The organism is Pseudomonas sp. LBUM1645 (genome assembly GCF_059716185.1).
The window spans coordinates 6,835,684-6,857,951 of sequence record NZ_CP166811.1 but is presented as its reverse complement, the minus strand read 5'-3'; the positions used below and the strand labels follow the sequence as shown (position 1 = coordinate 6,857,951).

Here is a 22,268-nt window from a genome sequence, read left to right as displayed (position 1 = left end):
CCACAGAAGCCTGCGCCCTTCAGGTCGGAGTTATTTCTTTTCGGGCGGCAACTCTGGCAATGCACGCAACGCAGCTTCATACCATTCGGTGTTGAACGCGCGGTCTTCTTCGAGGATCGCGTCGATTTCCACTGCCAGAACGTGGGCCATCAAATTGAGAATTTCTTCACGCTCGTAACCCACCAGGGTCAGCTTGTTGAAGGTGGCCTTGGCAGCCGGCGGGTTGTCGCTTTCGATCTGGTTTTCGATGGCTTCGACCAGGGTGTTTTCGGCGAACTCTTCTTCGTCGATTTCGATATCAGTTGGCTCGCTCATGGCAGGCTCCTCAAGTTAAGGCGGCCAGTTTACCTGCATTCAGCGCTGTGATGCTGCTGGCAAGAAACGTCGCGGCGTTCTATAAAAGGCACCTGCCAACCCCGCACGGCCTGGAGGCTATGTGATGCTCAAGCTTTATGGATTTTCCGTCAGCAACTACTACAACATGGTCAAGCTGGCGCTGCTCGAGAAGGGACTGCCGTTTGAAGAGGTGCTGTTTTACCCGGGGCCGAGCCCCGAGGCATTAGCCATCAGCCCGCGCGGGAAGGTGCCGGTGCTGGGCGTCGAACAGGGTTTCATAAACGAAACCAGCGTGATTCTCGAATACCTCGAACAAAGCCAGAAAGGCACGCCGCTGTTGCCGAGCGATCCCTTTGAGCGGTCGCAGGTCCTGGCACTGGCCAAGGAAATCGAGCTGTACATCGAATTGCCGGGGCGTGCCTGCTACGCCGAAGCATTTTTCGGCATGACTGTGCCGGAGGCGATCAAGGACAAGACCAAAGCCGAGTTGCTGCTGGGGTTTGCCTCACTGGGCAGGCACGGCAAGTTCGCCCCTTATGTGGCAGGCGACAGCCTGAGCATTGCGGATTTGTATTTCCTCTACAGCGTGCCGCTGGCCTGTGCGGTAGCGCAGAAGCTGTTTGACCTGGATTTGCTGGCCGAGATGCCGGCGGCCAAGGCGTTGCTGGAGCGTCTGGAACGGAATCCGAACGTGCAGCGGATTGCGGCGGACAAGGAAGCGGCGATGCCAGCGTTTAGGGCGATGGTCGCGGGCAAGAAGTAGGTTTTGTAGTGTTCTGAAGTCAGTCATCGCGAGCAAGCTCGCTCCCACAAGGATCACATTGAACCTGTGGGAGCGAGCTTGCTCGCGATGCTTTTGACGGTTTAGCGGCTGGCGAGCAATGCCTGGCCGCGAGCCACCGCCTTCTTGACCTGTGCCGGCGCAGTCCCGCCGATATGGTCACGGGCATTCACCGAGCCTTCCAGGGTCAGCACGGCAAACACGTCCTGATCGATCTGGTCGCTGAACTTGCGCAGCTCTTCCAGGCTCATTTCCGCCAGGTCTTTACCGCTTTCCACGCCGTACTTCACGGCATGGCCAACGATTTCGTGGCAGTCACGGAACGGCAGGCCACGACGTACGAGGTAGTCAGCCAGGTCGGTGGCGGTGGAGAAGCCACGCAGGGCTGCTTCACGCATCATCGCGTGCTTGGGTTTGATCGCCGGGATCATGTCGGCAAAGGCCCGCAGCGAGTCGCGCAATGTGTCGGCGGCGTCGAACAGGGGCTCTTTGTCTTCCTGGTTGTCCTTGTTGTAGGCCAGGGGCTGGCCTTTCATCAGGGTCAGCAGGCCCATCAGCGCACCGAATACGCGGCCGGTCTTGCCACGCACCAGCTCTGGAACGTCCGGGTTTTTCTTTTGCGGCATGATCGAGCTGCCGGTGCAGAAACGGTCTGGCAGATCGATGAACTGGAACTGCGCGCTGGTCCACAGCACCAGCTCTTCGGAGAAGCGCGACAAGTGCATCATCGCGATGCTCGCGGCCGAGCAGAATTCGATGGCGAAGTCACGATCGGAAACGTTGTCCAGCGAGTTACCGCCAACAGCGTCGAAGCCCAACAGTTGGGCGGTGAATTCGCGGTCGATCGGGTAGGTGGTGCCCGCCAGTGCGGCGCTGCCCAGTGGCATGCGGTTGGTACGCTTGCGGCAGTCGACCAGACGCTCGTAGTCGCGGCTGAGCATCTCGAACCAGGCCAGCATGTGGTGCCCGAAGGTCACTGGCTGCGCGGTTTGCAGGTGAGTGAAGCCCGGCATGATGCTGCCGGCTTCGCGCTCGGCCTGCTCCAGCAAGCCTTTTTGCAGGCGGGTGATTTCGCTCAGGATCAGGTCGATCTCGTCGCGCAGCCACAGGCGGATGTCGGTGGCAACCTGGTCGTTACGGCTGCGGCCGGTGTGCAGCTTTTTACCGGTGACGCCGATGCGGTCGGTCAGACGCGCCTCGATGTTCATGTGCACGTCTTCGAGGTCGATGCGCCAGTCGAACTGACCGGCCTCGATTTCACCCTGGATGGTCTTCAGGCCATCGGTGATGCTGTCGCGCTCGGCATCGGTCAGCACGCCGACCTTGGCCAGCATCGTGGCGTGAGCGATCGAGCCCATGATGTCGTGGCGATACAGGCGCTGGTCGAAAGTGACGGAGGCGGTGAAGCGGGCGACGAAGGCGTCGACGGGTTCACTGAAGCGGCCGCCCCAGGACTGATTGGTCTTGTCAGTGCTCATGAATTCGCTCGTGTCGGCTGAAGAAAGATGGCGTAGAAAGCTGTCGCGGATAATAACAGGGTTGCCAATCCTGTCGCTGGCACTGGTCGATACGTTTTTTTCTCAGGCGGCGGTCCATACTCGAATCAACGCCGAGGGGATTTGCGCAACGATATTTATCAATTGAGCAATATCGTGCCGGCAACCGTCTACAGTTGGACAGTAGGATCAGCGCACTTCTAGACGCTGCAGCTGACTATAAGAAGAGGGGGTGTTCATATTGTGTATCAACAAACCCTACGGCAATGCCTCGCCAACGCGGGCCAGGGCCGCCAAACGCACGACGGATGAAAATTTAGCCGTCGGTCGGGCGGCACTTTTTGGCCCTCGCGCTAGTCTTAGCGTGGATCGCGGTGACGGACGTCACTTCACCTGTCTACGCTATCCTTGTGCGAGACTCACGCAGGAATCCAGCGCAATATGAATGTCCTGATCGTTGATGACGAACCCCTTGCCCGCGAGCGCCTGAGCCGAATGGTTGGCGAACTCGAGGGATACAGTGTCCTGGAGCCTAGCGCCACGAACGGCGAAGAGGCGTTGGCTCTGATCGACAGCCACAAACCCGATATCGTGCTGCTCGATATCGGCATGCCGGGCCTCGATGGCCTGCAAGTGGCTGCACGATTGTGCGAACGCGAAACCCCTCCCGCCGTGGTGTTTTGCGCAGGGCCCGATGAATTTGCCGTGGAAGCCTTACAGGCCAGCGCCGTAGGCTATCTGGTGAAACCTGTGCGTACAGAACAATTGCATGAAGCGTTGAAAAAAGCCGAGCGGCCCAATCGCGTCCAGCTCGCGGCCCTGACCCGTCCCGCCGCCGAAAGTGGCAGCGGCCCGCGCAGCCACATCAGCGCCCGTACCCGTAAAGGTATCGAACTGATCCCGTTGGGTCAGGTGGTCTACTTCATTGCGGATCACAAATACGTGACCTTGCGCCACGAAGGCGGCGAAGTGCTGCTGGATGAGCCGCTCAAGGCCCTTGAAGATGAATTTGGCGATCGCTTCGTGCGAATCCACCGCAACGCGCTGGTCGCCCGCGAACGTATCGAACGCCTGCAACGCACGCCTCTGGGGCATTTTCAGCTGTTCCTCAAAGGCTTGAACGGCGACGCCCTGATCGTCAGCCGACGGCATGTGGCCGGCGTGCGCAAGATGATGCAACAGCTTTAACCCGCCATTTACGGGCGGGTTTCATCCCGATTGCTGGATGTCTGAGGCCAGGGAGGCCACGCGTTTTCTGATACAAGTCAAAGTGGATTTGGCTGAGCTGTTATTATCCGCCGTATCTATTCAGTACGGATTGATCCATGTCCTCTCGCGAAATCCGCATCGCCACCCGTAAAAGTGCACTCGCCCTGTGGCAGGCCGAATACGTCAAAGCCCGTCTGGAAGAGGCCCATCCGGGTCTGCTTGTGACGTTGGTGCCCATGGTCAGTCGCGGAGACAAGTTGCTCGACTCGCCACTGTCGAAAATCGGCGGCAAGGGCCTGTTCGTCAAAGAGCTGGAAACTGCGCTGCTGGAAAACGAAGCCGACATCGCCGTGCACTCGATGAAGGACGTGCCGATGGACTTCCCCGAAGGCCTCGGTCTGTTTTGCATCTGCGAGCGAGAAGACCCGCGTGATGCCTTCGTCTCCAACACCTACGCCAGCCTGGACGAATTGCCGCAAGGCAGCATCATCGGCACCTCCAGTCTGCGCCGTCAGGCCCAGTTGCTGACCCGTCGTCCGGACCTGGAAATTCGCTTCCTGCGCGGCAACGTAAACACTCGCCTGGCCAAGCTCGATGCCGGTGAATACGACGCCATTATCCTCGCCGCCGCCGGCCTGATTCGTCTCGGCTTTGAAGATCGGATCACCTCGGCCATCAGCGTCGACGACAGTCTGCCGGCCGGTGGCCAAGGCGCGGTGGGTATCGAATGCCGCAGCGTCGACAGCGAAATTCACGCGCTGTTGGCGCCGCTGCACCATCAGGACACCGCCACCCGCGTGACCGCCGAACGTGCTCTCAACAAACATTTGAATGGCGGCTGCCAAGTGCCGATCGCCTGCTATGCCGTGCTTGAAGGCGAGCAGATCTGGTTGCGTGGTCTTGTCGGTGATCCAGGCGGCGGTCTGCTGCTCAGCGCCGAGGCTCGTGCGCCACGTAGCGAAGCCGAAGCCTTGGGCGTGCAAGTGGCTGAAGACCTGCTGAGTCAAGGCGCCAACGACATTCTGAAAGCAGTCTACGGCGAGGCAGGTCACGAGTGACGGGTTGGCGCCTGCTGCTGACGCGTCCCGCGGATGAGTCGGCGGCGCTAAGCAGTCTTTTGGCCGAAAAGGGGATTTTCAGCAGCAGTTTGCCGCTTTTGGAGATCGAGCCGATTCCTGCCTCTGACACAATGCGCGAGGTGATTCAGGGTCTGGATCGCTATTGCGCGGTGATCGTGGTCAGCAAACCGGCCGCCAGAATTGCTATGGATCTGCTCGACAGGTATCGGCCGCAACCCCCTCGTTTGAAGTGGTTCAGCGTGGGCGCAGCCACCGCGCTGATCCTTGAGGATCACGGGTTGGACGTCAGCTTTCCGGTGGATGGCGATGACAGCGAAGCCTTGCTTGAACTTCCTCAGTTGCGTGAGGCAATCGCGCGGCCCGGTCCACGCGTTTTGATCATGCGCGGGGAGGGCGGGCGCGAGTTGCTGGCTGAGCGTTTGCGCGAGCTTGGTGCTAGTGTCGAGTATCTGGAGTTGTACCGCCGCGACCTGCCGCACTACCCGCCGGCAGCGCTGCCTGACCTGATCGAAGCGGAACGCTTGAACGGGCTGGTGGTCAGCAGTGGACAGGGTTTTGAGCACCTGCATCAATTGGCCGGCGATGCCTGGCCGCAATTGGCGCGGTTGCCGTTGTTTGTTCCAAGCCCCAGGGTCGCCGAGCTGGCACGTGCCGCCGGGGCCCAAACAGTTGTGGATTGTCGTGGCGCCAGTGCCGCGGCTTTGCTGACGGCGTTACGGGAGCATCCCGGACCCGTTCTCTAATGCAAAGGATGGATACGTGAGCGAAACAGCCTTGCCTAAAGATGACGTCCAGCCAGTGCTCGATGCACCGGTTGAAGCACCGGTTGAAACTGGGCCTGCTGCAGTGCAGCGCCGAGGCAATGGGCTGGCAATCGTCGCGCTGCTGCTCGGCGCTGCCGGTGTCGCCGTGGGCGGTTGGGGAGTCTGGCAGGTGCGTCACCTGCAAGCCAATACTCAACAGCAGTTGAGTCAGGTCCAGGCATTGAGCGATCAGGCGCAGGACCTGAAGCTCAATGAACAACGCCTGACTGCTCGCCTGGAACAAATGCCTGCCGCCGACGTACTCGACGCGCGCAGTCGTCTGGTCACCCAACTTCAAGGCGATCAGCAACGCTTGAATCAACGTCTGGAAACGGTTCTCGGCGCCAGCCGCAAGGATTGGCGTCTGGCCGAGGCCGAGCACCTGCTGCGTCTGGCCAGCCTGCGTCTTTCCGCGTTGCAGGACATCAGCAGTGCCCAGGCTTTGGTGCAGGGCGCCGATGAAATTCTGCGCGAACAGAACGACCCGGGCTCTTTTGCCGCTCGCGAGCAAGTGGCCAAAACGCTGGTGGCATTGCGTAGCACCCAACAGCCGGATCGCACCGGTCTGTTCCTGCGACTGGGGGCGCTGCGCGATCAGGTGATCAGCCTCACCGAACTGGCACCTGAGTACAAGGACCGTGGCGAATCCCTGTTGGGTCTCACCGCCGATGGCGACGGCGCCAGTCGCTGGGCGCAATGGTGGGATCAGGTCTCGCGCTACATCCGCATCGATTTCAACGCCGACAAGAATGTGCGTCCGTTGCTGGCCGGGCAGAGCCTGAGCCAGGTGCGCCTGGCCCTGAGCCTGGCGCTGGAGCAGGCGCAATGGGCCGCGCTCAATGGCCAGGCCGCGGTTTATACCCAGGCGCTTGCCGAAGCGCGGGACGTGCTCAAGGGCAACTTCAACCCGGACAACCCTCAGAGCAAAGTGATGCTTGAGCAGGTTGGCGAGTTGAGCAAGCAACCGGTCACCGTTGTCACGCCAGACCTGACCGGCACGCTGAGTGCGGTTCAGGGGTATCTGGAGCGGCGTAATGTCAACGCCGAAGACTCGATCAAACCGATGGCGAAGCCTGCTGCGGACACTGCTCAGGAGGCGACGCCATGAAACGCCTCTATGTGATCGTGTTCCTGGTGATCGCCGCTGCTGCCGCGCTGGGGCTGGCGATTGCCGAGCATTCCGGTTACGTGCTGATCGCCTACAAAAGCTTTCGTTATGAATCGAGCCTGTGGGCAACCCTGGCGTTGGTCGCCGTGCTCTGGCTGGTGTTCTGGGGCATCAAGGCGTTGATTGAATTGGTGACGACCTCCAGCGGCGTGGTCAATCCCTGGTCGCGGCGCAATCGCAGTCGCCGTGTGCAGGTGGCAATTGAACACGGTCAGCTGGATCTGGCCGAAGGTCGCTGGGCCAGTGCGCAGCGCCATCTGCATCGGGCTGCGGAAGCCGAGCGCCAGCCTTTGCTTTACTACCTCGGCGCTGCCCGGGCCGCGAACGAACAAGGTCAATACGAGCAGAGCGACAACTTGCTGGAGCGCGCTCTAGAGCGACAACCCCAGGCAGAATTGGCGATTGCCCTGAGCCACGCACAATTGCAGACCGACCGCGGCGATACCGAAGGCGCCCTGGTGACCCTGCAAGCCATGCACGAGCGTCATCCTCATAACGTCCAGACCTTGCGCCAGTTGCAGCGTTTGCACCAACAGCGGGGCGACTGGTCGGCTGTGATTCGTCTGCTGCCGGAGCTACGCAAGGACAAGGTCCTGCCACCGGCGGAACTGGCCGAGCTGGAACGCCGGGCCTGGGGTGAGAACCTGTCCCTGGCGGCGCATCAGGAAGAAGACGGGACCGTCGGCTTGCAATCGCTCAATCGCGCCTGGCAGCAGTTGACCTCAGCTCAGCGTCAGGAGCCGCAACTGGTGCTCGCTTACGCCGAGCAACTTCGGCAACTGGGTGCTCAGGTCGAGGCCGAAGAGATTCTGCGAACGGCGCTCAAGCGCAACTACGACAGTCATCTGGCGCGCCTCTACGGACTCGTTCGCGGTAGCGACCCGGCACGTCAACTGCACACCGCCGAGAGCTGGCTCAAGGATCATCCGGCTGACCCAAGCCTGCTGCTGACTCTGGGGCGCTTGTGTCTGCAAAGCAGCCTTTGGGGCAAGGCCCGGGACTATCTGGAAAGCAGCCTGCGAGTGCAGCGCAACCCGGAAGCCTGCGCGGAACTGGCGCGGCTGCTGGCGCAGCTGGGTGACACAGAACGCAGCAATCAGTTGTTCCAGGAGGGCTTGGTCTTGTTGGACGAGCGCTTGCTGGCGGCACCGTTGCCGGTTCCTGTTCACGCTTGATTCCTGCCCCTGTAGCAGCTGGCGCAGCCTGCGTTCGGCTGCGCAGCAGTCGCAAAACAGACACCACGGTTTAGTCAGGCGAGTCGCATAAACTTGGACGACTGCTGCGCAGCCGAACGCAGGCTGCGCCAGCTTCCACAGGGGCGGGAATCGCTTCGAATCCGCCACTGTTTCAGCGTTGTAATCCTTCGCCGGCAAAGTCCTACAGAGGACTACACCTAATCCTCTCGTTCCTGTCGGGATTTCCCTACACTTCTGTTGAAGTGTCCCCGCTGGCCTGCCTTGAAAGGCTGCAGCGCTTTCCTCTACCGTAACCGCCTGTCTCTACTGTTACGGAAATGCCATGTCTTTGGCCTGTTCACGCTCCTTGTTTTTCATGGCTTTCATTGCAGGTGCCCTGGCCCTGGGCGTGTCCTATTACCTGGAATATGCGGTCGGCCTCAAGCCTTGCGGGTTGTGCCTGTTGCAGCGCTTTTGCCTCGCGTTGCTCACGGGTATCTGCCTGGTGGCTTCGGTGCATGGGCCGCGCCGCTTCGGGTCTTTCCTGTATTGGATGCTCGGGCTGTTTTGCAGTCTGGCGGGTACGGTCACGGCGTGGCGGCAGGTATTGCTGCAGAGCGATCCAATGCATCAGCTGTTGACGTGCTCGCCCAATCTGGCAGTTCATTACGAGGACATGCCGTGGTTGTGTAAGGCCACGCAGATGTTTAAAGGGGAGGCGGAGTGCGCGGAGATTTCCTGGACACTGTTCGACCTGAGCATTCCTGAATGGAGTCTGCTGTTCTTCATGGCGATGACAATTCTGGGAATTTATCAGCTGCTGCGCGTTGTCTGGAAAGCCTGTCTACGACCGCTCAGCGGCGGTTCGTCGCACCGGGCGCTGGCGGGTGATTAAACACTTGTATGAACTTTATCTCCTGCGTACCTTGAAGCCAATGTCGCGCGGGCATAATCTGGCCCGCACGTGTCATTGGAATTATGTTGCTCGAATGACGCTCTGCCTGGCCGACACTTGACCTTCAAGTGTGGCGACGGGTGTAGGGCAGCATGACCCACAAGGGAAGAGAGATCACCATGCTCGAAAGTTGTCAGAATGCTCAGGAACGTTGGGGTGGAGTGCATCTGCTGATCGATCGCTGGTTGCAGGAGCGTCACGAACTGGTTCGGGCCTATGATGCTCTCGGCGCCAAGCCTGAGGCACTGGGTGAGAACCGTAAGCCGTTGCAGGAATTCTGCGGCGTGCTGGTCGATTACGTGTCTGCCGGGCACTTCGAGATCTACGAACAGCTGACCGGCGAAGCCAAAGCGTTTGGTGACACTCGCGGGCTCGAGCTGGCCGAGACCATCTACCCTCGCATCGACGTCATCACCGAGAAGCTGCTCGCGTTCAACGACCTGTGTGATGCAGGTCAATGCGTGGCAGAGAAATTCAAAGAGCTGGGCGGGCTGTTGCACGAACGCTTCGAGCTGGAAGACTGCCTGATCGAAGTGCTGCACACCGCTCACAAGGAAGAGGATTCGGTTCAGGCCTGAACCTCCTTCCCGCAAGACCTCCAAAAACGGTGCGCTATGCGCGCCGTTTTTCGTTTCCGGTATTCAGCTTGTGGCACCGCGCAATTCGACTTCGAATACCAGCGGTGTGAACGGCGCAATCAGGTCGCCGGCACCCTCGGCGCCATAGGCTTCGGCCGATGGAATCACCAGGCGCCATTTCGCACCGACCGGCATTTGCTGCAACGCACTGCGCCATCCGCTGATCACACTGTCGAGACTGAACCACTGCGGCTGACTGTTCTGATCGAACACCGTGCCATCGGGAAGGCGACCGATATACAGCACCTGGACTTTGCCGTTGGGGCCAGCTTTGGCGCCAGTGCCTGGCGTCAACTCCGTTAGCAATATTCCATCTGCCAGTTCACGAACGCCCGGTTTGGCTTTTTCCTCGGCGAGAAAGGCCTGCTCTTTTTCGAGGGCGATTTCGCTTTGCGGCGTGCTCGGTTGCAAGGCGACCTGGGCTTCGTGCTCGGCAAGAATCTGTTCGATCTGCTCATCTTTCAGCGCCAGGGGTTTGCCTTGATAGGCTTGTTGCAAACCTTGGATCAGCGCCTGAAGTTGCAGATCGGGAACCTCCTGGCGCAGGCGTTCGCCGAGACTTGCGCCCAGGCTGTAAGAGAGATCATGAGTGTCATTTTCTTTGGTTTTTTCGGCGGCCTGGGCCACGGAAAAAAACACGCACAGTGATAAAAAAAGGTAGCGCGACATGGGCACTCTCCGACCTGAGATGCGGGGGATTATGCCAGTGTGAATGAGCTCGACGGTGAACTGGTTTTGCGCAAGCGCAGAAGAATTTCAATCCGTTGCAACGCAGCGCTTTGGATACTGTCAACATGCCCTAGCGGCGGTAGCAGCAGAGGTCTAGTATGAGCCGCACCCACGTCAGCCAGGAGGTAAACCATGTCGGCCACCAAGAAGCCTGTAAATACTCCGTTGCACTTACTCCAACAACTCTCGGGCAGCTTGCTCGAGCATCTGGAAAACGCTTGTTCCCAAGCCTTGGCTGATGCTGAAAAACTGCTCGCCAAACTGGAAAAGCAACGCGGAAAAGCGCAAGAAAAACTGCACAAATCCCGTACCAAATTGCAGGACGCTGCGGCGGCCGGCAAGGCCAAGGCACAAGCCAAAGCCAAGGGCGCGGTGAAGGAGCTTGAGGACTTGCTCGATGCCCTCAAGGATCGTCAATCCGAAACTCGCAGCTACATTCTGCAACTCAAGCGCGATGCTCAAGAAAGCCTGAAACTGGCCCAGGGCGTCGGTCGTGTACAAGAGGCTGTCGGCAAGGCGTTGTCCCTGCGTTCGGCCAAGCCTGCTGCGGCTCCTGCCAAGAAAGCCGCTGCCAAACCGGCTGCTGCAAAAGCACCGGCCAAGCCTGCCGCCAAACCGGCTGCCAAAGCACCGGTGAAAGCCGCAGCAAAACCTGCCGCTAAACCTGCGGCAAAAAAACCAGTCGCTGCTAGCGCTGCAAAACCGGCTGCAAAAACAGCCGCCGCCAAACCTGCCGCCAAGCCAGCCGCTGCAAAAACAGCTGCCGCTAAACCGGCTGCAAGAACCGCTGCTGCCAAACCGGCGGTGGCGAGAACTGCAACGGCGAAAGCAGCTGCCAAACCGGCCGCAAAACCAGCCGCAAAACCAGCCGTAAAACCGGCTGCAAAAACTGCCGCTGCGAAACCTGCTGCCAAGCCTGCCGCGAAATCAGTCGCGACTAAAACTGCTGCCAAGCCAGCTGCAAAACCAGCTGCAAAAGCTGCAGCCAAACCGGCAGCCAAACCGGCTGCCAAAACTGCTGCTGCAAAACCTGCCGCAGCGAAACCAGCAGCCAAACCTGCCGCTGCCAAACCGGCTGCAAAACCAGCCGCCAAGCCAGCTGCAAAACCAGCCGTGAAAAAACCGGTTGCCGCCAAGCCGGCCGCCGCGCCAGTTGCCAAGCCGGCCGCTGCGCCAGTTGCCAAGCCAGCCAACCCGGCTCCGGCAGCAACGTCTGCTTTAGCAGCAGCTACCTCGACAGCCACGCCAGCGCCAACGCCGGCCGCCGCATCGATCGCAGCAACCACCCCAACCAGCGCTTCCTAAGTGCTGCTTACCGCGACGCGCAGCTGATGCAGCGCGTCGCGGTCCAGGTGGACGGCGCCTGCCGTTACACCTTCCAGCCAGGCCGATAGATCGGTCGCCTCACCCTGCGGCCAACTCAACGCCGATCGTTCCAGTCGTACCAACAGATGTCGCTCGGCTTCCAGCTCGAGTGCCTTCACCTGCTCGCGCAAAACATTCAGTTCGTCATCGTTGGCGGCAACGACTTTCCAATTCACCCGCAAGGCTCGCAGCGGTCGCACCACGTCTGCGTCCCACGGCTCGGCCACGTTATGCAGTTGCTGCAATCGGTGTTCGTTACAGGCGACGCCACGTTCTCCCAGCCACAGCCCGCAGAGCAGCAAGCACACGTTGATACCCGCCGACTGTAATTGCAGGCATGCGGGTTCAACGCCGGGACGGGCGTAAGTACTAAGGGAAAAGCTCCACAGGTCAGAGGACATAGTGCTACTCGCGCCAGTTGCGAGCGAAGCTGGTAGACTCCGCCGCCATTATGATTCGACTTCAGAACCTGACTTTACAGCGTGGCCCTCAACGTCTGCTAGAAGACGCTGAGCTGACCCTGCACGCCGGCCACAAAGCCGGCCTCATCGGTGCCAACGGCGCCGGCAAATCGAGCCTGTTCGCCTTGCTTTTGGGTGACCTGCACCCGGACTCGGGTGATTGCTTCCTGCCGGCGGACTGGCGCATCGCCCACATGCGCCAGGAGATCGACACCCTTGATCGGGTGGCGGTCGACTATGTGCTCGATGGCGACCTGCGCCTGCGTGAGGTGCAACGCGACCTCGCGGCAGCCGAAGCGGCCCATGACGGTACCGCTCAGGCCCGCCTGCACTCGGAACTCGACAGCGCCGACGGTTACACCGCCGATGCCCGGGCCCGAAAACTGCTGGCCGGCCTTGGATTCACCAATGAACAGATGGATCGCCAGGTAGGAGATTTCTCTGGTGGTTGGCGGATGCGTCTGAACCTGGCGCAGGCTTTGATGTGTCCCTCGGACTTGTTGTTACTCGACGAACCGACCAACCACTTGGACCTCGACGCCATCATCTGGCTCGAAGAATGGCTGAAAAGCTATCCCGGCACCTTGATGCTGATTTCCCACGACCGGGACTTCCTCGATGCCGTGGTCGATCACGTGGCCCACGTCGATCAGCGCAAGATCACCCTGTATCGCGGTGGTTACAGCGCCTTCGAACGCGCCCGTGCCGAGCGTCTGGCCCAGCAACAGCAGGCCTACGAGAAGCAACAGGCGCAACGTGCGCACATGGAAAGCTACATCGCTCGCTTCAAGGCCCAGGCCACCAAGGCCCGTCAGGCCCAGAGCCGGATCAAGGCGCTGGAGCGGATGGAAGAGCTGTCCGCCGCCCACGTCGATTCGCCATTCGATTTCGTTTTCCGCGAATCAGTGAAAATCTCCAGCCCGTTGATTGACCTCTCCGACGCCCGACTGGGTTACGGTGAGCGAGCCGTGCTGGAGAAGGTCAAGCTGCAACTGACCCCCGGTGCGCGGATCGGTTTGCTTGGCCCGAACGGTGCCGGTAAATCGACCCTGATCAAAAACCTTGCCGGTGAACTCGAGCCGTTGTCCGGCCGACTGACCCGTGGCGAGAACACCGTCGTCGGCTACTTCGCCCAGCATCAACTGGACTCGCTAGACTCCAAGGCCAGCCCGTTGCTGCACATGCAGCGCCTGGCGCCGACCGAGCGCGAGCAGACGCTGCGCGACTTCCTCGGTGGTTTCGACTTCCGTGGTGCGCGGATCGATGAGCCGGTGCTGAATTTCTCCGGGGGCGAGAAGGCTCGTCTGGCGCTGGCGTTGATCGCCTGGGGCCGGCCGAACCTGCTGCTGCTCGACGAACCGACCAACCACCTGGACCTGGAAATGCGCCTGGCGCTGACCATGGCTCTTCAGGAATTCAGTGGCGCGGTACTGGTGGTCTCCCACGATCGTCATTTGCTCAAAAGCACCACCGACAATTTCTATCTGGTGGCGGACGGCAAGGTCGAGGAATTCGACGGCGACCTGGAAGACTACACCCGTTGGCTGGTGGACTACCGCCAGCGCAATGCCCCAGTCAGCAACACCCCGGTCAATCCAGACAAGACCGACAAGAAAGCCCAGCGCCAGGCCGCCGCTGCGTTGCGTCAGCAACTGGCGCCGCACAAGCGCGAGGCTGACAAGCTCGAAGCCGAGCTGGGCAAGCTGCACGAGAAACTGGCGAAGATCGATACCAGCCTCGGCGACAGCGACATTTACGAGCCGGCGCGCAAGAACGATTTGCGTGATCTGCTGGCCGAACAGGCCAAGCTGAAGGTCCGTGAAGCCGAGCTGGAAGAAGCCTGGATGGAAGCGCTGGAACTGCTTGAAAGCATGCAGGCGGAGCTGGAGGCGCTGTCTTGATGGAAGCCTTCAAGCTGCCATTACCTGCCGTGTGGATCGAGCCGATCTGGCTCTTCGTGCAGATCCTGCTGATTCTGTTGGCGGGATATGTTGCCCAGCGTTGCGTCGCCAAGTGCCTGACTCGCCTGGGTGAGCGTTATCCGTTGCCACCGCAATTGCTGATGCCGCTGCGCGGTGGCCTGCGCTGGCTGATCATGGGCAGCGCGCTGATCTTCGTGCTGGAACGCCTCGGGGTGTCGGCAACGGTGCTCTGGACCGCGTTGTCCGGGTTTGTCGCGGTAGCGGCAGTGGCGTTCTTCGCCATGTGGAGCGTGCTCTCCAATCTGCTCTGCGCGATCCTGATCTTCACCGTCGGCCCGTTCCGCATCGGTGACGTCGTTGAACTGGTGGACACCACCGACAAGCCTGGCGTCAAAGGTCGGGTGGTGGCGATCAATCTGCTCTATACCACGCTGATCGAAGCCGAAGAGCTCGGCACCGGCAGCGCCATGGTGCAAGTGCCCAACAGCCTGTTCTTCCAGCGCTCGGTTCGACGCTGGCGCGGCAGCGATGTATTCCCTTCCAACGGTTTCGAAAAGTAAGACTTCTGTTGCCTGACAGACCGCCATCGCGAGCAAGCTCGCTCCCACATTGGACCTGTGTTCGCAGTACTAATGTGGGAGCGAGCTTGCTCGCGATGGGCCCCTCACAGGCGCAAACGCTGGTCGGCAGTCCCCTTGTCCTGCAAAAAAATCGGTAGTCATCGGCCCAAAGCCGCATTAGCTTAGACGTCTGTCACGAGTCTGAGTCGAGGTGTGCGATGGTGCTTCAAACATGGCTGGCGTTTTTTGCCGCCTGCTGGGTGATCAGTCTGTCTCCCGGTGCCGGCGCCATTGCGTCGATGTCCAGCGGTCTGCGATACGGTTTCTGGCGCGGTTATTGGAATGCCCTGGGCCTGCAACTGGGTCTGGCGTTACAGATTGCGATTGTCGCCGCCGGTGTCGGTGCAATCCTCGCGGCTTCCGCCACCGCTTTCTACGCGATCAAATGGTTTGGTGTGGCTTATCTGGTTTACCTGGCGGTCAAGCAATGGCGCGCGCTGCCCCATGACATGAGCGACGACGCGGCCGTCCGGCAAATCGGCAAGCCGATGGCGCTGGTGTTCCGGGGTTTCCTGGTGAACGTCAGCAACCCCAAGGCGTTGGTGTTCATGCTCGCTGTGCTGCCGCAATTCATTGATCCGCATGCACCGCTGGTGGCGCAGTACCTGATCCTCGGTGTGACGATGATCTGCGTCGACCTGATCGTCATGGCTGGTTACACCGGACTTGCATCGAAGGTGTTGCGGATGTTGCGCACGCCCAAGCAGCAGAGACGCATGAACCGCACGTTTGCCGGGCTGTTCATTGGTGCGGCGGCGTTCATGGCGACCCTTCGCAAAGCGGTGGTGTAAACCGTCAGGTACAAAAAAGGCGACCTCTACAGGTCGCCTTTTTTATTTGTCTGTGTCCCGTCCTGAATTTGTAGAAGACGTCCTTGTAGTCGCTGCTGCACATGACGATCGAGCTGATCGAGCTGATCGAACCTTCGATACGGTATTTGGCGGCGATCATGTTGCCAGTCTTGGCCACCGTGTTCTTCTTGATGTTGCCCTCCTGCCAATTCCTCATAACAAGAGGAACCGCGCAACAAAGCTTGAGTGAAAGTCATTGGAAGTGAACAATGTGTTACTTCGTATTTCCAATTGAGATTCATTCATGACTGCCCCGTCCCGTTTCCTGGCCTGGCTGGTGTTGCCGCTGTTTGCCTTGTGCAGTTTCAATCTGCTGGCCGACACCGTGGAAGGCGCGCCGCAAGCCCTGCATTTGCTCGATTACATCGCTGCGGATTACCCGGAAACGGTGCAAGCGGGCAAGGTCATTAATAAGTCCGAATACCAACAGCAGCTGGACTCCATCAAGGCGCTGCAAGGCTTGATCACCGCAATGCCGGCCAAACCGGAAAAAGCCGGGCTGGAGCAGGGCGTCAGCACGCTACGCAACGCGATCACTGCGCGTCAGGACGGCTCGGATGTCGGCCGTCAGGCACGGCAGCTCGGCGCGAAGCTGGCGGTGACCTATGAAGTCAGCCAGGCGCCGATCATTACGCCGGATCCGACCCGTGGTGCGCCGCTGTACGCTCAGCACTGTTCGGTGTGCCACGGCGACGCGGGTGCTGGGGATGGCCCGGCGGGTGTCGGTCTGACACCGCCACCGTCCAATCTGCGTGATGCGGCGCGGCTGGATCACCTGAGCCTCTACGCGATCTACAGCACCTTGGGCCTGGGTGTCGAAGGCACCGACATGCCGGCCTTTGCCGATCAGCTGGATGATCGTCAGCGTTGGGACCTGGCGACCTACATCGCCAGCTTCAGCGCCGATCCGGCGGCTGCAAAAGCCGAGAAAACCTACAACATCGCCGACCTGGCCCGCCAGACTCCCGCAGAAGTACAGGCCGCCGAGGGGCCGCAAGCGGCGGCGACCTTCCGTGCGCAGCGGGCGCAACCGCCGCAGGTCAAGCGTGGCCCGGCGCAGTTGCTCGACTACACCGCCGCAACGCTGGACAAGAGCATCGCGGCCTACCGTGCCGGTGATCACGATCAGGCCTATGACCTGTCGGTGGCGGCTTATCTGGAGGGTTTCGAACTGGTCGAAAGCTCTCTGGATAACGTCGACGCCAACGTGCGTAAAGACACTGAAAAATCACTGATGGCTTACCGTCAGTCGTTGCAGGACGGTCTGCCGGTGGCTCAGGTCCAGCAGCGTCTGGACGCAGCCAAGGCCAAGTTGAAGGAATCCGCCGGCCTGCTGGGCAGCGATGGCTTGAGCTGGTCTTTGAGCTACATCTCCGGTTTGTTGATTCTGTTGCGTGAAGGTCTGGAAGCGATTCTGGTGCTGGCGGCGATCCTCGCGTTCCTGCGCAATACCGGCCAGCAATCGGCGGTGCGCAGCGTCAACGTCGGCTGGGGACTGGCGCTGCTGGCGGGTCTGGCGACCTGGGCGCTGGCGGCGTACGTGATTGATGTCAGCGGCTCGCAACGCGAATTGCTGGAAGGTGCGACGGCATTGTTCGCTGCTGTCATGGTGCTTTGGCTCGGCGTGTGGATGCACGACCGTCGTCACGCGGCGGCCTGGCAGGATTACATCAAGAGCAGCCTGGTGGGCGGCGGTGGGCGTTTTGGGTTTGCGACGCTGGCGTTCTTCTCGGTGTATCGCGAGCTGTTTGAAGTGATTCTGTTCTACGAGACTTTGTGGTTGCAGGCGGGTCCGGCAGGCCATAACGCGGTGTTGGCGGGTGGTGCGACGGCGTTGGTGTTGTTGGTTGGTCTGGCTTGGGTGATCCTGCGTGGCTCGGCGAAACTGCCGCTGTCGTTGTTCTTCAGTATCAACGCCGGTCTGTTGTGCGCGTTGTCGGTGGTGTTTGCCGGGCATGGCGTGAAGGCGTTGCAGGAAGCCGGGATTTTCGGCACCCGGCCGGTGCCGTTCTTTGATTTCGACTGGCTGGGGATCCACGCTGATGCGTATTCGCTGAGTGCGCAGGCGGTGGCGATTATTGCGATCATCGTGCTGTATAGCCGTAGTCGGCTGGCTGAGAAGCGGCGGGTGCAGGTTTCTTAAACAGCATTCGCTGCGCTCACAATCGCGAGCAAGCTCGCTCCCACAGGTATAGCGTTTACCTTGTGGGAGCGAGCCTGCTCGCGAAGCTTTTTAAGAGGAATAAAAACATGCGTGTGTGGATCGATGCCGACGCCTGCCCTCGGGCGGCCAAGGATCTGGTGGTGAAGTTCGCCCTCAAGCGCCAGTTCGAAGTGGTGTTGGTGGCCGGGCAGCCGCAGATCAAACCGGGTTTGGCCCTGGTGAAGCTGATCGTGGTGCCAAGCGGTCCGGATGCCGCCGACGACTATCTGGTGGAATACGCGGTCCCCGGCGAACTGGTGATCTGCAGCGATGTGCCGCTGGCCGACCGTCTGGTGAAAAAGGGTGTTGCAGCGCTGGATCCGCGGGGCAAAGAGTTCGATGCGCAGAACATGGGCGATCGGTTGGCGGTGCGTAACCTGTTCACCGATTTGCGTGAACAGGGGCAGATGAGCGGCGGGCCAGCGCCGTTTGGCGAGCGTGAGAAACAGGCGTTTGCCAATGCGCTGGACCGGATCCTCACGCGACTCACACGCAAAACCTGAGCCTAGTGGTGAACCCCTGTGGGAGCGAGCTTGCTCGCGATGGCGGTCTCACAGTCAACATATGCCTTGAATGTTATGGCCTCATCGCGAGCAAGCTCGCTCCCACATTTGAACCGTGTCAGGCGTCGTTTTCGTGGGTCAGTTCGAGGACGCGGTCCACCAGTTTGTTGATGCCGGACGCCGCTTCGCTGATCGATTGCGCCAGCATGTACGCCGGGGTGCTGACCAGTTTGCGTGCTTTGTCTTCAACGATGTCAGTTACCGCGCAGTCGGCGTGTGTAGCCCCCATCTTGTTCATGGCGGCGGCAGTATCGGCGTCGTTGCCGATGGTGCAGGTCACGCCCGGTCCATAGATCTTCGCCGCAAGCGCCGGCGAGATGCAGATCAGCCCAACCGGTTTGCCGGCCTCGGCAAAGGCTTCAGCCAGCGCCAGGACTTCCGGTTGCACGGTGCAGCCGGCACCTTCGATGGCGAAGTTCGACAGGTTCTTGGCCGCCCCGAAACCACCCGGAACAATCAGCGCATCGAAGTCTTCCACGTCCGCTTCGCGGATATCCTTGATGTTGCCCCGGGCGATCCGCGCCGATTCCACCAGCACGTTGCGCGACTCGGGCATTTCTTCGCCGGTCAGGTGATTGATCACATGCAACTGCGCGATGTTCGGTGCGAAACACTGTACCTGAGCCCCCCGCTGGTCCAGACGCAACAGCGTGATCACGCTTTCGTGGATCTCGGCGCCGTCGTACACGCCACAGCCGGATAGGATCACTGCAATTTTTTTGCTCATGGGCTTTTCTCCAGATTCATGGCGTTAAATGTCCACTAATTTGTCACTCGTTGCCATAGGGTTAATTCGCGGCTACACCTAGGATCTGTCCTCAAGATTCCGATCAGGGCGCGTCATGGACTTCATTCTGTATGCGGTGCCGTTTTTCTTTGTGCTGATTGCCGTCGAACTGCTGGCCGACCGTTGGCGCGGGGTGAGCAATTATCGCGTGGCTGATGCGATCAACAGCATGAGCACCGGCGTGCTGTCGACCACCACCGGCCTGTTGACCAAAGGCGTCGGCCTGGTGACGTATGCGTTTGCCCTCAAGCATCTGGCGCTGTTCGAGCTCTCGGCTGACAGCGTCTGGGTCTGGGTATTTGCCTTCGTCCTCTACGACTTCTGCTACTACTGGCTGCATCGCATGGGCCACGAACGCAACATCCTCTGGGCGGCGCATTCGGTGCATCACCAGAGCGAGGATTACAACCTGTCCACGGCGCTGCGCCAGACCAGTACCGGCTTCCTGCTGAGCTGGATCTTCTACCTGCCGATGGCCGTGCTCGGCGTGCCGCTGCTGGTGTTCATCAGCGTTGCGTCGCTGAACTTGCTGTACCAATTCTGGGTGCATACCAAACACATTCCCAAGCTCGGCTGGTTCGAGTGGTTCTTCGTCACGCCGTCCAATCATCGGGCCCACCATGCACAGAACGCTCTCTACATGGATCGCAACTACGGCGGGGTGTTCATTATTTGGGACCGTCTATTTGGCTCGTTCCAGGAAGAGGACGACAACGAACCGGTGATTTTCGGTGTCACCACGCCGCTGGCGAGCTGGAATCCGTTGTGGGCGAACGTGCAGTTCTACGCGCAACTGTGGGATGACGCGCGGCGTGCGCAAAGCAAATGGGACAAGTTGCGCATCTGGTTCATGCGCACCGGTTGGCGGCCGGCGGATGTGGCCGCCAAATACCCGATGAACAAGCCAGACCTGAGTCAGTTCCGTAAATTCGAGGTGCCGCTGGACGGGCGTCAGCAGCTTTACGTCGTGTTGCAGTTCTGCGTCTACATCGCGCTGGGCAGCTATTTGATGAACCTGGAGCAGAGTTTGCCAACCGCCGCGCTGGTGCTCGGCTGGAGTGCCGTGGCGTTGGGTCTGTTTACGTTGGGCGTGGCCCTGGAGAATCGCTCGTGGGCGCTGAAGCTGGAGCTGCTGCGCCTGGCGTCGAATGTGCCGCTGGTGTGGCTGGCACCGGTCGTTGGGCTATGGCCGGCCAGCGCGGTGGGCTGGGTCGGCCTGCTGAGTTACAGCCTGCTCAGCGGTATCGGTCTCTACTGTTGCAGAAACCGTTTCACTCGACTGGCGTCTTAGTCTCGGCAGATTTGGCCAGTTCGGCCTGCTCGTCGGCGTAGATCTTCTTCGCCAGACGGGCGTTCTTGAGGCGTCGGCGCAACCACAGGCAAAAGCCCAGTATCAGCAGGGCGCCAAGCACCCACAGCTCGTACTTCTTGACGCTGCCAAGCATGCCTTCGAGTACCGCACCGAAGTGATAGGCGGCGGCAGCCAGCGCCGCAGCCCAGATCGCGGCACCAATCCCGTTGAGCAGCAGATAACGTCCCGGCGGATAGCCCGACAGGCCGATCGCCACCGGCATCACCGTGCGCAGGCCATAGACAAAGCGGAAGCTCAGTACCCAGATGTCCGGGTGCCTGCGGATGTGTTCCAGCGCGCGGTCGCCCATCAATTGCCAGCGCGGCTTGCGCGCCAGCAACTTGCGGCCGTGCTTGCGCCCCAGGAAATACCACAGCTGATCACCGGCATAACTGCCGAGGAACGCCACGATCATGACCACTTTGAGGTCCATGTATCCGCGGAACGCGAGGAAGCCTGCGAGCACCAGAATGGTTTCGCCTTCGAAAAACGTGCCGAGAAAGAGGGCGAAGTAGCCGAATTCCTGAAGAAATTGTTGGAGCATTGTCTGGATGCTGGCGAAATGAACGCGCAGCCTAACCCTTCGGGAACATTCATGAAAGTGTCCAAATGTGTCTCGACGTGAACATTTCCTACAAGGACAATGGAATGCGACTACCTGTCACAGGGGTGCACACAACTGTAATACGTTCGTCATAATGGCCGCTTATAACTGTCACGCTCGCCCGCCAGCGCGGGCTCAGGAGTCTGCCGTGAGCTTTACCCCCGCCAACCGTTTGTTTCCAGCAACCCGCCTGCGTCGCAATCGCCGTGATGATTTTTCGCGTCGACTGGTCCGTGAAAACGTTTTGACCGTCGACGATCTGATCCTGCCGGTGTTCGTGCTGGACGGTGAAAACCGTCGCGAAGCGGTGGCGTCGATGCCAGGCGTCGAGCGCCTGACCATCGATCTGTTGCTTGAAGAAGCGGCCAAGTGGGTCGAGCTGGGGATTCCGGCATTGGCGTTGTTCCCGGTGACGCCGCCGGAGCTCAAGTCTCTGGACGCCGCCGAAGCCTGGAACCCGAACGGCATTGCCCAGCGCGCCACTCGTGCATTGCGGGCGCAGTTCCCTGATCTGGGCGTGATCACCGACGTTGCCCTGGACCCGTTCACCACCCACGGCCAGGACGGTATCCTCGACGAAGAAGGCTACGTGCAGAACGACATTACCGTCGACGCACTGGTCAAGCAGGCGCTGTCCCATGCCGAAGCAGGCGCTCAGGTGGTAGCCCCGTCGGACATGATGGACGGTCGCATCCAGGCGATCCGCGAAGCGCTTGAACTGGCCGATCACGTCAACGTGCGGATCATGGCCTACTCGGCGAAGTACGCCAGCGCCTATTACGGCCCGTTCCGCGATGCGGTCGGTTCGGCGCTGAACCTGGGCAAGGCCAACAAGGCCTCCTATCAAATGGACCCGGCCAACAGCAACGAAGCCCTGCACGAAGTGGCGGCGGACTTGTCAGAAGGCGCGGACATGGTCATGGTCAAGCCAGGCATGCCGTATCTGGACATCCTTTGCCGGGTCAAAGAAGAATTTAAAGTGCCGACCTTTGTTTATCAGGTCAGCGGTGAATACGCCATGCACATGGCGGCAATACAGAATGGCTGGTTGAGCGAAGGGGTTATCCTCGAATCCCTGACCGCTTTTAAACGTGCAGGCGCCGATGGCATCCTGACTTACTTTGCCGTCCGTGCTGCTCAATTGTTACGAGAGCAAAAATAGCCCTCCCAGG

General features: G+C 60.2%; 22 protein-coding genes and 2 pseudogenes. 17 read left to right on the top strand and 7 right to left on the bottom strand.

Features of this window, described 5'->3' with window-relative positions; all coding sequences use genetic code 11:
• Nucleotides 1–30 precede the first annotated feature (30 nt).
• On the bottom strand, nucleotides 31–315 hold the full coding sequence (locus tag ACA079_RS31315; protein WP_008150274.1) for a hypothetical protein: 285 nt from the start codon (nucleotides 313–315) through the stop codon (nucleotides 31–33).
• Nucleotides 316–439: 124 nt separating this feature from the next.
• On the opposite strand from ACA079_RS31315, the gene ACA079_RS31310 reads away from it, so the two are divergent.
• Entirely contained in the window at nucleotides 440–1,099 is a 660-nt protein-coding gene (locus ACA079_RS31310) for a glutathione S-transferase family protein (protein ID WP_497702036.1), read from the top strand.
• Nucleotides 1,100–1,200: 101 nt separating this feature from the next.
• On the opposite strand, the gene argH is transcribed toward ACA079_RS31310, so the two are convergent.
• A complete protein-coding gene (gene argH / locus ACA079_RS31305) occupies nucleotides 1,201–2,595 on the bottom strand; it encodes an argininosuccinate lyase (RefSeq protein WP_010465079.1) in 1,395 nt (464 codons plus the stop codon).
• Nucleotides 2,596–2,944: 349 nt separating this feature from the next.
• Between argH and ACA079_RS31300 the strand changes: the two are divergent.
• The 8 genes and pseudogenes from ACA079_RS31300 to ACA079_RS31265 form a co-directional block, all read left to right on the top strand.
• Nucleotides 2,945–3,058: pseudogene (locus tag ACA079_RS31300) on the top strand (sensor histidine kinase); the annotation flags it as partial.
• Nucleotides 3,055–3,801 carry a LytR/AlgR family response regulator transcription factor gene (locus ACA079_RS31295; RefSeq protein WP_497702035.1) on the top strand — a complete coding sequence of 249 codons (747 nt, stop codon included), beginning with the start codon at nucleotides 3,055–3,057 and terminating at the stop codon, nucleotides 3,799–3,801. The pseudogene ACA079_RS31300 and the gene ACA079_RS31295, both read left to right, overlap by 4 nt.
• A 137-nt stretch (nucleotides 3,802–3,938) precedes the next feature.
• Nucleotides 3,939–4,880: a hydroxymethylbilane synthase gene (hemC, locus tag ACA079_RS31290; RefSeq protein WP_497702034.1), complete on the top strand. Its 942-nt coding sequence runs from the start codon at nucleotides 3,939–3,941 to the stop codon at nucleotides 4,878–4,880.
• Entirely contained in the window at nucleotides 4,877–5,644 is a 768-nt protein-coding gene (locus ACA079_RS31285; RefSeq protein WP_497702033.1) for a uroporphyrinogen-III synthase, read from the top strand. The genes hemC and ACA079_RS31285 overlap by 4 nt, the downstream gene beginning before the upstream one ends.
• A 16-nt stretch (nucleotides 5,645–5,660) precedes the next feature.
• Complete coding sequence (locus ACA079_RS31280; protein ID WP_497702032.1) at nucleotides 5,661–6,812, top strand: uroporphyrinogen-III C-methyltransferase; 1,152 nt, start codon at nucleotides 5,661–5,663, stop codon at nucleotides 6,810–6,812.
• Complete coding sequence (locus ACA079_RS31275; protein ID WP_497702031.1) at nucleotides 6,809–8,047, top strand: heme biosynthesis protein HemY; 1,239 nt, start codon at nucleotides 6,809–6,811, stop codon at nucleotides 8,045–8,047. Before ACA079_RS31280 ends, ACA079_RS31275 begins: the two co-directional genes overlap by 4 nt.
• Before the next feature lie 343 nt (nucleotides 8,048–8,390).
• Nucleotides 8,391–8,942 carry a disulfide bond formation protein B gene (locus tag ACA079_RS31270; protein WP_497702030.1) on the top strand — a complete coding sequence of 184 codons (552 nt, stop codon included), beginning with the start codon at nucleotides 8,391–8,393 and terminating at the stop codon, nucleotides 8,940–8,942.
• A 179-nt stretch (nucleotides 8,943–9,121) separates the two neighbouring features.
• Nucleotides 9,122–9,580, top strand: a complete 459-nt coding sequence (locus tag ACA079_RS31265) for an Rsd/AlgQ family anti-sigma factor (protein WP_046045098.1) — start codon at nucleotides 9,122–9,124, stop codon at nucleotides 9,578–9,580.
• Between the two features lie 63 nt (nucleotides 9,581–9,643).
• Here ACA079_RS31265 and ACA079_RS31260 read toward each other — a convergent pair whose 3' ends face one another.
• Nucleotides 9,644–10,309, bottom strand: coding sequence for an FKBP-type peptidyl-prolyl cis-trans isomerase (locus ACA079_RS31260; RefSeq protein ID WP_497702029.1), 666 nt, complete (start codon nucleotides 10,307–10,309; stop codon nucleotides 9,644–9,646).
• Between the two features lie 192 nt (nucleotides 10,310–10,501).
• On the opposite strand from ACA079_RS31260, the gene ACA079_RS31255 reads away from it, so the two are divergent.
• Complete coding sequence (locus ACA079_RS31255) at nucleotides 10,502–11,674, top strand: AlgP family protein (protein WP_497702028.1); 1,173 nt, start codon at nucleotides 10,502–10,504, stop codon at nucleotides 11,672–11,674.
• Here the strand turns inward: ACA079_RS31255 and ACA079_RS31250 are convergent.
• The gene (locus ACA079_RS31250; RefSeq protein WP_497702027.1) at nucleotides 11,671–12,135 is read right to left on the bottom strand and encodes a TIGR02444 family protein; all 465 of its coding nucleotides are present in this window, start codon (nucleotides 12,133–12,135) and stop codon (nucleotides 11,671–11,673) included. The genes ACA079_RS31255 and ACA079_RS31250 overlap by 4 nt on opposite strands.
• A gap of 50 nt (nucleotides 12,136–12,185) precedes the next feature.
• On the opposite strand from ACA079_RS31250, the gene ACA079_RS31245 reads away from it, so the two are divergent.
• The 3 genes from ACA079_RS31245 (at nucleotide 12,186) to ACA079_RS31235 (ending at nucleotide 15,528) form a co-directional block, all read left to right on the top strand.
• Nucleotides 12,186–14,096 (top strand): ATP-binding cassette domain-containing protein, encoded by a 1,911-nt coding sequence (locus ACA079_RS31245; RefSeq protein ID WP_046045102.1) that lies wholly within the window; start codon nucleotides 12,186–12,188, stop codon nucleotides 14,094–14,096.
• A complete protein-coding gene (locus ACA079_RS31240) occupies nucleotides 14,096–14,677 on the top strand; it encodes a mechanosensitive ion channel domain-containing protein (RefSeq protein WP_497702026.1) in 582 nt (193 codons plus the stop codon). The genes ACA079_RS31245 and ACA079_RS31240 overlap by 1 nt, the downstream gene beginning before the upstream one ends.
• Before the next feature lie 218 nt (nucleotides 14,678–14,895).
• Nucleotides 14,896–15,528: a LysE family transporter gene (locus ACA079_RS31235; RefSeq protein WP_008150302.1), complete on the top strand. Its 633-nt coding sequence runs from the start codon at nucleotides 14,896–14,898 to the stop codon at nucleotides 15,526–15,528.
• Nucleotides 15,529–15,592: 64 nt separating this feature from the next.
• On the opposite strand, the pseudogene ACA079_RS31230 reads toward ACA079_RS31235, so the two are convergent.
• A pseudogene (locus ACA079_RS31230) lies at nucleotides 15,593–15,733 on the bottom strand (LpoB-related protein); the annotation flags it as partial.
• A gap of 99 nt (nucleotides 15,734–15,832) precedes the next feature.
• Here ACA079_RS31230 and ACA079_RS31225 point away from each other — a divergent pair.
• Together ACA079_RS31225 and ACA079_RS31220 are read left to right on the top strand one after the other, a co-directional pair.
• Nucleotides 15,833–17,731 carry an FTR1 family protein gene (locus ACA079_RS31225; RefSeq protein ID WP_497702025.1) on the top strand — a complete coding sequence of 633 codons (1,899 nt, stop codon included), beginning with the start codon at nucleotides 15,833–15,835 and terminating at the stop codon, nucleotides 17,729–17,731.
• Nucleotides 17,732–17,838: 107 nt separating this feature from the next.
• A complete protein-coding gene (locus ACA079_RS31220; protein ID WP_497269245.1) occupies nucleotides 17,839–18,294 on the top strand; it encodes a YaiI/YqxD family protein in 456 nt (151 codons plus the stop codon).
• Nucleotides 18,295–18,412: 118 nt separating this feature from the next.
• Here ACA079_RS31220 and elbB read toward each other — a convergent pair whose 3' ends face one another.
• Nucleotides 18,413–19,081 (bottom strand): isoprenoid biosynthesis glyoxalase ElbB, encoded by a 669-nt coding sequence (gene elbB, locus ACA079_RS31215; protein WP_497702024.1) that lies wholly within the window; start codon nucleotides 19,079–19,081, stop codon nucleotides 18,413–18,415.
• Nucleotides 19,082–19,196: 115 nt separating this feature from the next.
• On the opposite strand from elbB, the gene ACA079_RS31210 reads away from it, so the two are divergent.
• Entirely contained in the window at nucleotides 19,197–20,432 is a 1,236-nt protein-coding gene (locus tag ACA079_RS31210) for a sterol desaturase family protein (protein WP_497702023.1), read from the top strand.
• Here ACA079_RS31210 and ACA079_RS31205 read toward each other — a convergent pair.
• Entirely contained in the window at nucleotides 20,413–21,036 is a 624-nt protein-coding gene (locus ACA079_RS31205; RefSeq protein WP_497702022.1) for a DedA family protein, read from the bottom strand. The two genes, ACA079_RS31210 and ACA079_RS31205, sit on opposite strands and share 20 nt — an antisense overlap.
• Nucleotides 21,037–21,244: 208 nt before the next feature.
• On the opposite strand from ACA079_RS31205, the gene hemB reads away from it, so the two are divergent.
• Nucleotides 21,245–22,258: a porphobilinogen synthase gene (gene hemB / locus ACA079_RS31200; RefSeq protein ID WP_497702021.1), complete on the top strand. Its 1,014-nt coding sequence runs from the start codon at nucleotides 21,245–21,247 to the stop codon at nucleotides 22,256–22,258.
• Nucleotides 22,259–22,268: the final 10 nt, after the last annotated feature.